The organism is Faecalibacterium sp. Marseille-Q0746, assembly GCF_017377595.1.
Classification (GTDB): domain Bacteria; phylum Bacillota; class Clostridia; order Oscillospirales; family Ruminococcaceae; genus Faecalibacterium; species Faecalibacterium duncaniae.
In genome coordinates this window covers 26,237-39,639 of sequence record NZ_JAFREI010000023.1, presented here as the reverse complement: position 1 = coordinate 39,639, position 13,403 = coordinate 26,237, and the positions used below count along the sequence as shown (strand labels likewise).

Genomic DNA, 13,403 nt, shown 5'->3' with positions numbered 1-13,403 from the left:
CAAAAATCGGGTGCATTGCACCCTGAATATGGACTGTTCGTCACCGAGCAACGGGCCATTGCCGCAAGGCAATGTATGAAACGTGCACCAAATAGCCGGGCAACAGCTGATAGAGTGATTCTGCTTTTAGAACCGCTCTGTTAGTTGGTTGTCCGGCTATTTTTTAGCCTTCAGGAAGCCTGCTCCCGCAAAAAGGAGCAGGCTTTATGTTTGTCCGTTTTTCGTGGATGCCCCAAGCGGCGAAATATCCGTAGCCTTCCAAATTTTCGACTTTTTACGCTTTATCGAAAATTTGGAGGTTACACATGAGTTTCAATAATGGTAATGAACGTCGCAAGCTGAACGCAAAGTGGGAGCAACTCCGTGTGCAGTACCGCGAAGCCGGAATGAGCGAAGAGGCAATTCAGGCGATGTATGAGTTTGATTTGGGCGTCCTGAACAGTGAACGCGCCTATGATGCCAGCACGGTGGCAGTCTGTGATGGCGAAGATGACGTTGACGCAAGGAAAGCAGCAGATCTTAAGCAATATGAGGCTGCGATCACGGTAACAGATACCTACCACGAAACCAAGAGCCGCTTTGGATGGATCGGCGAAATCGAGAATGAGCGGTTGCTGGCTGCTCTTGAAAGCTTATCGGAACTTGATCTCAAAATCCTTACGCTCTATGTCTATGCCGGGTACACCGAGTCCGAGATTGCAAGTGCCTTGGAATCCAAAAGGATTACGATTCATAAGCGAATCGAGCGAATGACTATGTTTTTGAAGAACTTTTGAACTATTTTCTTTTTCAGGTAACAATTTGCCCCTTCTCGATGGCTCGTAAGTGTAAGGGCAATTCACCAGACGGCACAAGCCGCAGAGTGAAACATCCGAACAGCCGTTCCTTGAAAACTGAATAGTTCCTTCATCTGGTACTCCGATAATGATACTTCCGTAATTCGCGGCCCGGTCACAAAGCAGACGGGGTGGCTGAAATGCCAATGAAGCGGTACAAGTCCGCTGCCAGATGTTCATGCCCCACTCGCAGGGGGCCGAGGGCGAATATGCGAGACCTTTAATCATATTGATCCGGGAGCTGCCGGGTACGTTCTGTGCATCCGGCAGTTCCCGTTTTTTACGTATTCTTATTTATTCTTTACCCGAATATCCACTTTTGATACATAGGAGGACACTTTTATGGACGAGTTGAACCCCACGGTGCGCGAGCAGGAAATCTACGAGGAGATGGAGCTGACCCCTGAGATGGTCAAGTCCATCCGCACCCTCTGCGGCACCTGTCTGCGGCACTTTGTGGATGCAAAGGCTTTCAAGATCGCGCTTGTACCCAGCGCTGACCGAAGCATGGACACCTGCACCGTCTGCCAGATGAGGCGCGGCTATGATTATGTGGTCATGCACCGCTGACCCCAACCATACCACCATACCTTGAACGAAGCCCGCTGTGGAACATCCGGCAGCGGGCTTTGCACATAACAACATGGAGGTACAATTTTGCAGCAAAACTGGAAATTCCAACGCGGAGACATCTTCTTCACCCATTTCGGGGCGAGCACCGGCTCGGAACAGCACGGTGACCGCCCGGCGGTCATTCTTCAGAATGACGTGGGCAATTACCACTCTCCAACCCTGATCGTTGCGACCATGACAAGCAAGGCGGAAAAGAAAGTAAATCAGCCGACCCACTGCCTGTTGGAAAACGCAGGGCTGTCTATGTCCTCTATGGCTCTGGCAGAACAGATCTTCACCATCGACAAAAGCCGCATTTTGAAATACTTAGGGCATCTCGCCCCGGAAGATATGCAGCGGCTCGATTATGCCTTGAAGAACAGTCTTGCCTTAAACCCACTGGGCAGCATTCGGAAGCTCAAGCCCATCATCCGCTCCACGGCAGCGTATGCGCCGCCGGAAGTAGTGGATGGCAAGCCGCCTGTCTATCCCTACACACCCATTCAATCGTCCTTTGAGGACGCAGGGAGCGTGGAGGAAATGATGCTGTACACCGAGCTGCAATCCGCTGTTCATGCCATGATACAGCGGCTCGAATACAGCTTTACCTTTAATCCCAGCCTGCTCACCATCCCGAAGCGTAAGCAGCAGGTCAGTGAGATTTTAGCAGAAGCCGAAAAATACATCTGGAGAATCCGGGAGGAAATGCAATGCGACTGAGCAACACCAACAACTTTTCCGCATCTTTCAATGTGGCCACTCCTTATCAGATGGTGGTCATTCACAGCAGCAAGCTAATCTACCCGCGCGAGCTTTATCAGCGGGGCATCCAGCGTAAGCGCGTTGAGCTGATTGCAAGAGACTTCAATGAATATACGGCGAACGAACCGAAAATCAGCTTCCGCAATGGCCGGTATTATGTGACGGACGGCCAGCACACCATTGAAGCGCGTATCCTGCGCAACGGTGGCAAAGACCTCCCGATTCTCTGCAAGGTGTATACGGGTCTGACGATGCAGCAGGAAGCCCTGTTCTTCGCAGAGCAGAACGGTCACGCTGCACCGCTGACGGCGGGCATCAAGCTCCGTGCCAAGGTCGTGGGCGAGGATGCTCTTTCCATGGCATTCCTCGCAGCCACCAACCGGGTGGGTCTGGACTTCAACTATGACAGCTTGCAGTTGAGCGACTACCGCATCAGCTGCGTAGGCACTGCACTCAAGCTGTACAACCAGATGGGCGAGAAAATCTACTGCGAGGCTCTGCGGCTGATTGTGGACGCATGGGAGGGCAAACCCGATTCCTTCCGTGCCGCAGTCCTGAAGGGTGTGATGTACTTCGTGGAAGTGTATCACGGTGAGTTCAACGAGGAACGGCTGATCCGTGCCCTGCGCAGCGTCCATCCCATGGAAATCTACCGCACCGGGATGGACAACCCGGCAAAGCTGCCCGGATGGAAGAAATACGTTTTCCCCATCTATGCGGCGTACAACGGCAAATCCCGTAAGGATGCGCTGCCGATGAAGTTCTGACATTTACAGGAATCTCTCCTTAAAGACAATGGGCATCCGCACAACGCAGATGCCCATTGTTACATATTAAGACAACAGCATTTATTCATAATAGGAGTTACAATCTTATGATCGATAAATTTTCACAGGTCGCAGAGAACCTTCCTGCGGCTGACCGTGATGCCGACCGGCAATATCATGTAATCAACGGTTATCCTGTCGTTTTTAGCTTTTCCAAGGAACCCAACCCGGAAGCGTTTGAGCGCATTCGGAACATCCTGCTTGCCACCAGCTATACGAAGAAGGTAGGTTGACATCATGGACGAATGCAGAATCAAACGCTATACTGAGTGCGGTAACGGGCGATATTACAAACCGAGCCATTGCCGGACGTTCTTTGACAACGAAATAAAGCCTATCCCCACTTTTATGATGAAAGTGAGGAATTTACAATGACAAGAAATAACAATCGCGTGTGCTGCTTGTACCGCGTTTCCACCGATAAGCAGGTGGATTTCAACTCCAACCATGAAGCAGACCTGCCCATGCAGCGAAAGGCTTGCCATAAATTCGCTGAATCGAAGGGCTGGGTCATCGTCCATGAAGAACAGGAAGAAGGCGTGTCCGGCCACAAAGTCCGGGCCGCCGCCCGCGACAAGCTCCAGATCATCAAGGACTATGCCCGAAAGGGCAAGTTCGATATCCTGCTGGTATTCATGTTCGACCGTATCGGTCGTATCGCAGATGAAACGCCCTTTGTTGTGGAATGGTTTGTACGGAACGGCATCCGGGTATGGAGTACCCAAGAGGGTGAGCAGCGTTTCGACAACCACACTGACAAACTGCTGAACTACATCCGATTCTGGCAGGCGGACGGAGAAAGCGAAAAGACTTCCGTCCGTACCCGCACCAGTCTGCGCCAGCTTGTAGAAGAAGGTCACTTCAAGGGCGGAAATGCGCCTTATGGCTATGACCTTGTACGGAGTGGGCGTATCAACAAGCGCAAGCATGAACTGTACGAACTGCACATCAACGAGCAGGAAGCTGCCGTAGTGCGGATTGTCTTTGACAAATATGTGTATGAGGGCTACGGCCCGCAGCACATTGCTACCTATCTGAACAATTCTGGCTATCGCGCAAGGTCTGGAAAGTGCTGGCACCCATCCAGTATTCGGGGGATGGTACAAAACCTGACCTACACCGGCGTTCTCCGCTGTGGGGATGCACGGTCAGAATTGATGCCGGATTTGCAGATTGTCCCGCAGGAACAGTTTGAAAACGCACAGCGCATTCGGAATGAACGCTCTGTGCGCTCAACTGCGGAAGCCGAAAATCGTCTTCCTTTGAACATCCATGGGAAGTCGCTGCTTGCCGGCAACGCTTACTGCGGACACTGCGGTGCAAAGCTGGAACTGACCAGCAGCCGTAAATGGCGAAAAATGGCAGATGGATCGTTAGACGATACGCTGCGTATTCGCTATACCTGTTACGGAAAGCTCCGCAAGCAGACCAACTGCACCGGGCAGACGGGATATACCGTCCACATTCTGGATGAGATCATTGATAAAGCTGTCCGCCAGATTTTCTCCAAGATGAGGGGTATCCCCAAAGAGCAGATCGTTACAAAACGCTATGAAAAAGAGAATGCGGAACGCAAGAATCATCTGCAAGACCTTCAGACACAGCGGAACAAGGCAGAAAAAGACCTGTTCGCACTGAAAACCGAGGTTTTAGCTTGCATCAAAGGTGAAAGCGTGTTACCGAGAGAAACCCTTGCCGAAATGATTACAGCGCAGGAAGAGAAACTCACGGAGCTGGAAAACCTTTGCGAAGCGGCCAGTGAAGAACTGGAGAAAACGGCTGAGCTGATGGATAAAGTGTCGCGGCTGTATGATGAACTGATTTCTTATGCTGACCTGTACGACAGTGCAAATTTTGAAGCGAAGAAGATGATCGTCAACCAGCTCATCCGCAGGGTAGACGTATATCGCGGATACCAGATCAACATCTCGTTCAACTTCGATCTCACTCCTTACATTGAGGGGGAGTGATACGTCCGCCTGCAAAACAGTCGGGCATCGAACAAGCATTTTCAAAAACAACGAAACAGCAAGAATTGGGGGTTGCCGTCCATACGCCTGCAAAATCAGGCATTTGGCTGATTTTCAGTGTGACCTCCAAGAAAGCAAAAAGAAAAGCACCATACTTCCTACGAAGTACAGTGCTTTTTTGGTGGAGAATAGCGGGATCGAACCGCTGACCTCTTGCATGCCATGCAAGCGCTCTCCCAGCTGAGCTAATCCCCCATAAAATCCAAGAAGCGAACCTCTTGGATGGAGTTTTTTGTTGGGAATTTGATTGTCGCAGGACTATCTGACTGGGGGTGTGTTTTGATACCAACCGGGCTCCCAGCTGAGCTAATCCCCCACATATTCGGTTGGTGTCCTGCGACGTGAGTTATTATACCAGCCGGGCGGGCGGTTGTCAACACCCAATTTGAAAAAGTCTGCAAAAACAAAAAAGCCCTGCCGGGCACGGAGCCGGGCAGGGCGCGGAACAAAGTGAAGATAGGTTAGGCCTTTGCGTGCTGGCGGTCAAAGATCTGCGGAGCCACACGGCAGAGCAGAACGGCGGCCACCATGGTCAGCAGGGTCTCGGGCAGCATGTAGCTGCCGTTGTACACCAGGCTGTAAGTCCAGGCAGACAGGCCTTCGTTCAGGTTGCCCCAGACCAGCACACCGGACAGGAAGCTGCACATAAAGCGCAGGAAGCCTGCCATAAATGTGCCCACGGCCACGCCGACCATCCGGTTCTTGAAGGGACGGGCAAAGAACTCGGCAGTGCCCAGCGCCATAAAGGCCACCAGGTAGTCCAGCAGGACTTCACCCAGGAAATACAGGAAGGTCGGGGTCGGGGGTGCCCAGAAGCCCAGCAGCATCTGCAGGCAGCCGTTGACAAAGCCGGTGAACAGGCCCCACTTCACGCCGTGGCGGAAGGAGACCAGCACAAAGGGCAGCATGCTCAGCAGGGTAACGCTGCCGCCGTTGGGCAGGGTGAAGAACTTGATGTTGCTCAGCACGGTGCCAATGGCGATCATCAGGGCGCACTCCACAAGAATGCGGGTCTTGGAATAGGTTTTTGACATGGGAGATTCCTCTTCTCAGATAATAGTACACAAAAACAAATGCACCCGCACAAAAAGGCAGGCGCATGGGCTTCGTTTGTGAAGAGGGTGGACCTTTCCGCAAACTACCTACGCCGGCATTACCCGGATCAGGTTCGAGGGTACTCCGCTCAGGTGCGGATCTCAGCTTTTCAGCGCCCCTGTTTTTATGTCCAGCTCCCAGTATAGCGGCCAGCGCCCAAATGTCAAGCCCCGGCGGGCATATTGGCGGCCGCTGGCTCATATTTTTTAGGGAGACCGCAAACAGGGGAGGCGTGACCGGATGAACGTGGAGCCGGAGCAGCGGGCGGCGCTGCTGGGAGAGTACATTGCAGAGCACAGTGCCACGGTGCGGGCAGCCGCCCGGGCGTTTGGGTGCAGCAAATCAACGGTGCACAAGGATGTATCCACCCGCCTGCGGGCCGTGGATGCGGCCCTGTTTGCCCGGGTGCAGGCCGTGCTGGCCCGCAACAAGGCCGAGCGCCATCTGCGGGGCGGGGCGGCGACCAGGCGCAAATACAAAAAGTAGGAGAGCGGCGCAGGGAGGCCTGTGCCGCTCTCCTGTTTATTTGTGCCGGAACTGCTCCAGCGCGGCCTTTTCCAGCCGGGAGACCTGCGCCTGGCTGATGCCGATCTCCCGCGCCACCTCCATCTGGGTCTCGCCCTTGAGGTAGCGCAGCTCCATGATCCGCTTTTCGCGCGGGGTCAGCCCGGCCACGGTCTGCCGGAACTCCAACCCGCTGATCCAGCTGTCCTCGCTGTCCGGGTCGCGCACCTGATCGATGACATACATGGCATCGCCGCCATCGGTGTAAAGGGGCTCTTCCAGGCTGATGGGCTCCACCACCGATTCCAGCGCCGCGTTCACCTCCCGGCGGGAAAGTCCTGCCTGCCGGGCCACCTCGTCCACGGTGGGCTCCCGGCCCAGCTGCTTTTCCAGCGTCTCCCGGGCCTGCATGGCCTTGTAGGCGGCATCGCGCAGGCTGCGGCTGACCCGCAGGGCGTTGTTGTCCCGCAGGAAGCGCCGGATCTCCCCGATGATCATGGGCACGCCGTAGGTGGAAAACCGCACCGGCTGGGCCGGGTCAAAGTTGTCGATGGCCTTGATGAGCCCGATGCACCCCACCTGAAACAGGTCGTCCAGATTCTCCCCCCGCTGCGCGAACCGTTGCACCACGCTCAGGACAAGCCGCAGGTTGCCCTCGATCATGGCCTGCCGGGCGGCGGCATCGCCTGCCCGCGCCCGGGTGAGCAGCTGCCGCTTTTCCGTTTCGGAAAGCACCGGCAGCTGGGCCGTGTCCACCCCGCATAATTCCACTTTGTTGTACATCCCCCGAACCTCCGGTTACGTTGATACCGGAAGTATGGGGTAAGAGGGCGGGGAAGATACATGGGAATTGTTAGCAGCCTCGCCCTCTCAGTCATTGCTTCGCAATGCCAGCTCTCCCAAAGGGAGAGCCTTTGGCAGGGCAACCGCAAGCAGGTGCTAAAGGCTGGGGCAGTCTTGGCTCCCCCTTTGGGGGAGCTGGCGCGTTAGCGCCTGAGAGGGTGAGCCAGCTGCCGGTTACTCCCGCTCCAGCACCTCTTTCAGCTGACGGATGATCCGCTTTTCCAGCCGGGAGATGTAGCTTTGGCTGATGCCAAGGGCATCGGCGGCTTCCTTCTGGGTGTGCTCCACGCCGTCCACAAGGCCGAAGCGCAGCTCCATGATCTGCCGCTCCCGGGGGGCCAGCTGCTCCACGGAGCGCCGGAGGGTGGCGCGCTCGGCGGCCTGCTCCAATTGCAGGCCCACAAGATTTTCGTCGCTGCCCAGCACATCCGAGAGCAGCAGCTCGTTGCCGTCGCCGTCGGTGTTCAGGGGCTCGTCGATGCTGGCCTCCTGCCGCCGGTTGGAGCTTTTGCGCAGGTACATCAGGATCTCGTTGCCGATGCACCGGCTGGCGTAGGTGGCCAGCTTGATGTTCCGCGCGGGCGTAAAGGTGTTTACCGCCTTGATCAGCCCGATGGTGCCAATGGAGATCATGTCCTCCTGCGGCACACCGCTGTTCTCGTACTTTTTGGCAAGGTAGACCACCAGCCGCAGGTTATGGGTGATGAGGTCATCGCGCGCGGCGGCATCCCCCGCCATCATCCGGGTCAGCAGGGCCTTTTCCTGTTCCGGTGTCAGCGGCGGCGGCAGGCTGGGCCCGCCGTTGATGTAGTGGGCGGCGGAAGGGGCCAGCAGAAAGCAATAAAGACGGCAAAGAAGTGAAAGCAGATGATGCAAGGGCGGTTCCTCCTTTGTGAAGCCCTCGGTCACGCTTGGCGGTGACGGAGGGGGTGAATCATTTCCAACGCTTCCACCCCCACCAGCACTTCCCACCCATCAGGCGGCGGGGGGAGATCGGCGAAGGCGGCATAAAGGTGCTCGGCCATGCCCTGCCCGGCGGGAGAGCCGGTGCGGCACAGGCTGGCCGGGACGGCCGGCAGGATACAGTGCCCGGCCACGGTGGTGCAGGGAACAAGGCGCACCCCCAGCGCCGGGACGGGCAGGGGAGCGGCCCCGGCAAAGTGCTGCTCCAGATAAGTACCCAGGGCGGGCGGCAGGCGGCCCTGCACGGCACCGAACCGCACCAGCACCACCGCCCGGCCCGAAAGCGGTTCCTGCACCGAAAAGCCGGTATCGCAGAAGGCCCGGACATCCAGCGCTGTGTCTGCCACGGTGAGCCGGGCGGGGAATACCTGCCCGCCGCCCCGGCCCAGAAAGCGGAGCACCCCCTGCACGGCCAGCAACACCCCGCCCGCGCCCGCCAGCAGTGCCCCCGGCGAAAGGGGCAGGTAGATGCAGCCGTTGTTGGTCTGGGCCCCGGGCAGGAGCAGTGCCCCCGCCAGCAGCAGATTTCCCGCGCAGAACCACCCCACAAGCCGGGCGAAGCATCGGCCACCGGGCCAGCCGTAGGCGGCAGCCACCGTGAGGGCGGCGGTTGACACTTTATATAAGAGCGCGGCAGCGTCCGGCGCTTCCGGGGCCAGCAGGGCCAACGAGGAAGCTGCCCCCGCTGCCCCGCCCAACAGCAGCCGCCCGGCCCGGCACTCCACCCCGGCCAGCAGCCCAGACGCCAGCAGGAACAGCAGCGTGAGCGCAAAATTCGTCAGCAGCAGGACATCGAGGTAGATCACAGTCTTGATGGGCGGCACCTTCTTTCTGGTATTGACAGGGTAACAGAAGCGTAAGAAAAAGGATGTCGGAACACGGGCTCGCCCTCTCAGGCGCTAACGCGCCAGCTCCCCCAAAGGGGGAGCCAAGACTGCCCCGGCCTTTAGCAGCTACTTGCGGTGGTCCTGCCAAAGGCTCCCCCCTCGGGGGAGCTGGCAAAGCCGCAAGGCTTTGACTGAGAGGGTTAGCCCTTTTGAAAAACTTTTTTCACAAATTTCCAAAAAAGGCTTGCAAAAGGGAGCGGGAGGAGTTATAATACATCTCGCAGTCAATTGTGCGCTGCGGAATTGCGTTTTGAAAGATGTGCCTCTTTAGCTCAGTCGGTTAGAGCACCTGACTGTTAATCAGGGTGTCGCCTGTTCGAGTCAGGCAAGAGGCGCCATTAGGCGGCGAGGGCAACTTCGCCGCTTGTTTTTTAACCGGGTGTTGTAACCAATCTGAGACTTTTTTCACAAAATCTTCAAAATTAATGGTTTCTTAAAAAATGTCCTCTTGAAGATGCTGTCAGATTGTGGTATACTACACCCAAACCTTGGAACAGTTTTTAAACGTTCTGTGGTGATTGACTCAGATCAAAGGGTAGGCGCTCCCTTCTTTTGATAGCAGCGGACTTCTGCTTTGCCCTGGTTCTCCGCAGGGCAGGGCAAAGCAGAAGGCTATGCGCTGTTAAACCGGAGTGCAAAAAGAAAACCTTTTTCATTTGTCAGACCTACGGTCAAAACAACAGCAAACTGGGGCTTGTGCAAACAGGCCGGGTGTGCTAGAATAAAAGCCGTAGTTTTGAAATAGACACAGTACATTGAAAAAGAGATCGTTTGCTTTTGGTTGTCGGTCTCTTGTAAAGGAAACATCGTATGCGTTATACCTATGTGCGGCAGCACGATTCTACGGACTGCGCGGCCGCTTCGCTCGCAATGGTGTGCCTCCATTACAAAAAGGAAATCACCATCACCCGCCTGCGGGATATGATGGGAACCGACATGAAAGGCACGAACCTCGTTGGCCTGCAGAAAGCAGCCAATGAGCTGGGCTTCAGCACGGCGGCTGTCCGTGTTGACCGCGAAAACTTTTTAAGCGATTTCACCCTGCCCGCAATTGCGCAGGTCATTACCGACCAGGGCATGACCCACTTTGTGGTCATCTTCAAAAAGACGACCATCAAGGAGGACGATGCCCGCCGCAAGCATGTGGTGCAGGAAGAAGAACGCAAGGCTGATGCAAGCAAAAAGTACAAATGCAAGGATTACGTCGTCATTGGCGACCCTGCAAATGAACTGAAAAAGATCAGCCTGGATGAGTTCTATAAAAACTTCACCGGCGTGCTGCTGCTGCTGAACCCCACAGCGGAGTTCAAGGGCGGCACCGGCAAGCATAAGGTGGAGGGCAAAGAGGAAGCCAAGGCAGCCCGCAACAACATGTTGAAGCGGTACATGGATCTGCTGCTTCCTCAGAAAAAGCTGTTTGCTTACGCTATTCTCAGTTCAGTGATCCTGACACTGATCGGCATCGTGTCCACCGTCTTTAATAAGGCGATTATGGATGAGGTGCTGCCTTATGGGCTGAAAAATCTGCTCATATCGCTCATTGTCGTGTTCAGTGTGGTCAACCTGACCAGCACGCTGCTCTCGACTGTGAGACAGTGGATCCTGATCTTCCTTTCCATTAAAATTGATATCCCGTTGATGCTGGGCTACTTCGAGCATGTGTACAAACTGCCGATGAAGTTCTTTGCATCCCGTAAGACCGGCGAGATCACCACCCGCTATTCCGATGCAGGCACCATCAAATCGGTGCTGACCAGCATTGCAATGAGCGTGGTCATGGACATTGTGATGGCCGTGGGTACAGGCTTTGTCTTGTTCCGGATGAACTCTTCGCTGTTCTCCATTACCCTGTTTACCACCGTTCTGAGCCTGCTGCTCGTCATCATCTTCAAGCAGCCCTACAAGCGGATCAATGAAGAGACGATGGTGCAGTCGGCCGTTCTGAACAGCCAGATGATCGAGAGCCTGCGCGGCATCGAGACCATCAAGTGCAATGCCTGCGAAGAGCGTGAGCTGGAAGCCCTTGAGCGTGAATACATCAAGAGCCTGAAGATCAGCCTGCGTTCCAGCAAGATCAGCACCGGCCAGAGCCTGATCTCCAGCGTGATCATGACCGTGTTGAACATGGTCACCACCTATGTGGGCATCACGCAGGTGCTGAATGGCCAGCTGACGCTGGGCGGCTACATGGCGTTCAGCACCCTTTCGGGCTACTTTACTTCTCCGGTGAGCGAGCTCATCAGTATGCAGATGTCCATTCAGGAGGCTTCCATCTCCATGAAGCGCCTGACGGAAATCATGGATTATGAATCCGAGCAGGACGATACCAGAGAGTACACCGAGATGGAGAGCATGGAGGGCGACATTGAGTTCAAGGATGTCACCTTCCGGTATGGCAACCGCACCCCGGCACTGGACCACATCTCCTTCACCATCCCGCAGGGGAAAAAGGTGGCGCTGGTTGGTTCCTCGGGTTCCGGTAAGTCCACCATCACCAAGCTCCTGCTCAAGTATTACGAGCCGGAGAGCGGTACTATCAGCGTGAATGGCGTTGATCTGGACGAGTACAGCAATGCATCCGTCCGCCGCTGCATTTCCTATGTCCCGCAGAACGTTGAGCTGTTCAGCAAGACGATCTTCGAGAATATCCGTATCTCCCGCCCCGAGGCGACCCTCGATCAGGTACGGGAGGCGGCCAAGAAGGCCGACGCACACGAGTTCATCCGCAAGCTGCCGCTGCAGTACAACACCTATCTGGAGGAAGCCGGCAACGGCCTGTCCGGTGGTGAAAAGCAGCGCATTGCACTGGCCCGTGCGTTCCTGAAGGATTCGAGCCTTTACATCTTTGATGAATCGACCTCCAGCCTGGACTTTGGTACAGAGAATACCATCTTTGATATGATCTATAACCAGCTGGCTGACCGTTCGATGCTGATCGTGGCACACCGCCTTTCCACCATCCGAGACTGTGACCTGATCCTGGTCATGGATCACGGCCAGATCGTGGAGCGCGGTACCCATGACGAGCTGCTGGCAAAGCAGGGCAAATATTACGAGCTCTGGAACCTGCAGCAGGGCATCTTCCGCCGCAAAAAGGAAGAGCCTGTACCCGTTGCCCCCGCGGCAGTTGTTGAAGAAGACGACGATGGCGAGGCAATGACCTATTAAGTTGCAGCCGAGTGCGCACTCGGTTACATAAATGATCTTTGGATGGATGCGCAGCCGGAAAAAGATCGCTAAATAAGTTTTTTCATTCATTTGAAGGGAGTAATTCATTATGATGATGCCTGCAAACTACTCTGTTATCGCAGAGAACGAAATGACCTACGTCAACGGTGGCGCTAGCTTTATCGACGCTATCGGCGCTGTTACCGCTCCTATCTGGACTCTGGACAACGTCAAGACCTTCAACACCAACATCGTGACTCTGGTTGGCAACACCTTCCTGAAGTCTACCATTGACCGCACCATCGGTGTCCTGTTCAGCGGCCAGACCACTTGGAAGGAAGTCGGCAACATCGGCAAGAACCTGTTCGGCACCAATGTTCACGGCAACAAGATCGAGAAGAACAACTTTGGTGACTATGCTATGAACGCTCTGGGCATTGCTGCTGCTGTCTACAACCTGGGCGTGGCTCCCACCAAGAACACCGTCAAGGAGACTGAAGTTAAGTTCACTGTCTAATTAGACGTGATCTGAAATTATGAAGCGTTGAGGAAACTGCACCGCCCTACTTGTTAGCGCGGGGCAGACAACAATGCCTCGTTATGGTGTGCCAGGAGGCGTGTGCCTCCTGGCACACCTTATTTTTATGTTGCTTATCGCGTTGCGGTAGGCAATTGTGTGTGGTAGAAGATTATGTTTATCCTTACAGGAATGCTCTTTACATAGTGACACTTTATCGCTGTGTGAGTGGCTTACCGTGAGCATCCTCACCCTCTCAGGCGCTTTGCGCCAGCTCTCCCGAAGGGAGAGCCCTTGGCATAGCGCAGTGTACGGCGGGTTTCCCTTTGCGTAGTGTGAACGCAGACTTGCCCACAGTG

The 13,403-nt window shown here is 55.3% G+C and carries 13 protein-coding genes, 2 tRNA genes and 1 riboswitch; of the genes, 10 read left to right on the top strand and 5 right to left on the bottom strand.

Features of this window, described 5'->3' with window-relative positions; all coding sequences use genetic code 11:
* The first annotated feature begins 305 nt into the window (after positions 1-305).
* From J3351_RS12215 to J3351_RS12190, 6 genes are all read left to right on the top strand, one after another.
* Entirely contained in the window at positions 306-776 is a 471-nt protein-coding gene (locus tag J3351_RS12215) for a sigma factor-like helix-turn-helix DNA-binding protein (RefSeq protein ID WP_097791182.1), read from the top strand.
* A 402-nt stretch (positions 777-1,178) separates the two neighbouring features.
* Positions 1,179-1,406 carry a hypothetical protein gene (locus tag J3351_RS12210; RefSeq protein ID WP_005927345.1) on the top strand — a complete coding sequence of 76 codons (228 nt, stop codon included), beginning with the start codon at positions 1,179-1,181 and terminating at the stop codon, positions 1,404-1,406.
* An 87-nt stretch (positions 1,407-1,493) separates the two neighbouring features.
* On the top strand, positions 1,494-2,168 hold the full coding sequence (locus J3351_RS12205) for a type II toxin-antitoxin system PemK/MazF family toxin (RefSeq protein WP_207697843.1): 675 nt from the start codon (positions 1,494-1,496) through the stop codon (positions 2,166-2,168).
* Positions 2,159-2,977: a DUF6551 family protein gene (locus J3351_RS12200; RefSeq protein ID WP_015565652.1), complete on the top strand. Its 819-nt coding sequence runs from the start codon at positions 2,159-2,161 to the stop codon at positions 2,975-2,977. Before J3351_RS12205 ends, J3351_RS12200 begins: the two co-directional genes overlap by 10 nt.
* 107 nt (positions 2,978-3,084) lie before the next feature.
* A complete protein-coding gene (locus tag J3351_RS12195; protein WP_015565653.1) occupies positions 3,085-3,270 on the top strand; it encodes a hypothetical protein in 186 nt (61 codons plus the stop codon).
* A 138-nt stretch (positions 3,271-3,408) separates the two neighbouring features.
* Positions 3,409-5,007: a recombinase family protein gene (locus tag J3351_RS12190; RefSeq protein ID WP_112145132.1), complete on the top strand. Its 1,599-nt coding sequence runs from the start codon at positions 3,409-3,411 to the stop codon at positions 5,005-5,007.
* A 179-nt stretch (positions 5,008-5,186) separates the two neighbouring features.
* Here J3351_RS12190 and J3351_RS12185 read toward each other — a convergent pair.
* A tRNA-Ala gene (locus tag J3351_RS12185) sits at positions 5,187-5,262 on the bottom strand.
* Between the two features lie 266 nt (positions 5,263-5,528).
* Positions 5,529-6,101: an energy-coupled thiamine transporter ThiT gene (thiT, locus tag J3351_RS12180; protein ID WP_005932129.1), complete on the bottom strand. Its 573-nt coding sequence runs from the start codon at positions 6,099-6,101 to the stop codon at positions 5,529-5,531.
* Positions 6,102-6,189: 88 nt separating this feature from the next.
* Positions 6,190-6,292: riboswitch (TPP riboswitch) on the bottom strand.
* Positions 6,293-6,402: 110 nt separating this feature from the next.
* Between thiT and J3351_RS12175 the strand changes: the two genes are divergently transcribed.
* Positions 6,403-6,648: a sporulation transcriptional regulator SpoIIID gene (locus J3351_RS12175; RefSeq protein WP_005932131.1), complete on the top strand. Its 246-nt coding sequence runs from the start codon at positions 6,403-6,405 to the stop codon at positions 6,646-6,648.
* 36 nt (positions 6,649-6,684) lie between these two features.
* Here J3351_RS12175 and sigG read toward each other — a convergent pair whose 3' ends face one another.
* The 3 genes from sigG to J3351_RS12160 all read right to left on the bottom strand — a co-directional run bounded on the left by sigG (position 6,685) and on the right by J3351_RS12160 (position 9,278).
* Complete coding sequence (sigG, locus tag J3351_RS12170) at positions 6,685-7,449, bottom strand: RNA polymerase sporulation sigma factor SigG (RefSeq protein ID WP_156065914.1); 765 nt, start codon at positions 7,447-7,449, stop codon at positions 6,685-6,687.
* A 234-nt stretch (positions 7,450-7,683) separates the two neighbouring features.
* Positions 7,684-8,376: a sigma-70 family RNA polymerase sigma factor gene (locus J3351_RS12165; protein WP_187115630.1), complete on the bottom strand. Its 693-nt coding sequence runs from the start codon at positions 8,374-8,376 to the stop codon at positions 7,684-7,686.
* Positions 8,377-8,414: 38 nt separating this feature from the next.
* Positions 8,415-9,278, bottom strand: a complete 864-nt coding sequence (locus J3351_RS12160) for a sigma-E processing peptidase SpoIIGA (RefSeq protein WP_207697842.1) — start codon at positions 9,276-9,278, stop codon at positions 8,415-8,417.
* 342 nt (positions 9,279-9,620) lie between these two features.
* Between J3351_RS12160 and J3351_RS12155 the strand changes: the two genes are divergently transcribed.
* The 3 genes from J3351_RS12155 to J3351_RS12145 all read left to right on the top strand — a co-directional run bounded on the left by J3351_RS12155 (position 9,621) and on the right by J3351_RS12145 (position 13,044).
* Positions 9,621-9,697 (top strand) — tRNA-Asn (locus J3351_RS12155).
* Between the two features lie 472 nt (positions 9,698-10,169).
* On the top strand, positions 10,170-12,527 hold the full coding sequence (locus J3351_RS12150) for a peptidase domain-containing ABC transporter (protein ID WP_207697841.1): 2,358 nt from the start codon (positions 10,170-10,172) through the stop codon (positions 12,525-12,527).
* A 109-nt stretch (positions 12,528-12,636) separates the two neighbouring features.
* Positions 12,637-13,044 (top strand): hypothetical protein, encoded by a 408-nt coding sequence (locus J3351_RS12145; protein ID WP_186850445.1) that lies wholly within the window; start codon positions 12,637-12,639, stop codon positions 13,042-13,044.
* Positions 13,045-13,403: the final 359 nt, after the last annotated feature.

Excerpts from the sequence above, each read along its gene's own strand:
- J3351_RS12215 (WP_097791182.1), top strand. The coding sequence starts at position 306 with ATGAGTTTCAATAATGGTAATGAACGTCGCAAGCTGAACGCAAAGTGG.
- thiT (WP_005932129.1), bottom strand. The coding sequence starts at position 6,101 with ATGTCAAAAACCTATTCCAAGACCCGCATTCTTGTGGAGTGCGCCCTG.
- J3351_RS12195 (WP_015565653.1), top strand. The coding sequence starts at position 3,085 with ATGATCGATAAATTTTCACAGGTCGCAGAGAACCTTCCTGCGGCTGAC.
- sigG (WP_156065914.1), bottom strand. The coding sequence starts at position 7,449 with ATGTACAACAAAGTGGAATTATGCGGGGTGGACACGGCCCAGCTGCCG.
- J3351_RS12200 (WP_015565652.1), top strand. The coding sequence starts at position 2,159 with ATGCGACTGAGCAACACCAACAACTTTTCCGCATCTTTCAATGTGGCC.
- J3351_RS12190 (WP_112145132.1), top strand. The coding sequence starts at position 3,409 with ATGACAAGAAATAACAATCGCGTGTGCTGCTTGTACCGCGTTTCCACC.
- J3351_RS12145 (WP_186850445.1), top strand. The coding sequence starts at position 12,637 with ATGATGATGCCTGCAAACTACTCTGTTATCGCAGAGAACGAAATGACC.
- J3351_RS12210 (WP_005927345.1), top strand. The coding sequence starts at position 1,179 with ATGGACGAGTTGAACCCCACGGTGCGCGAGCAGGAAATCTACGAGGAG.
- J3351_RS12150 (WP_207697841.1), top strand. The coding sequence starts at position 10,170 with ATGCGTTATACCTATGTGCGGCAGCACGATTCTACGGACTGCGCGGCC.
- J3351_RS12175 (WP_005932131.1), top strand. The coding sequence starts at position 6,403 with ATGAACGTGGAGCCGGAGCAGCGGGCGGCGCTGCTGGGAGAGTACATT.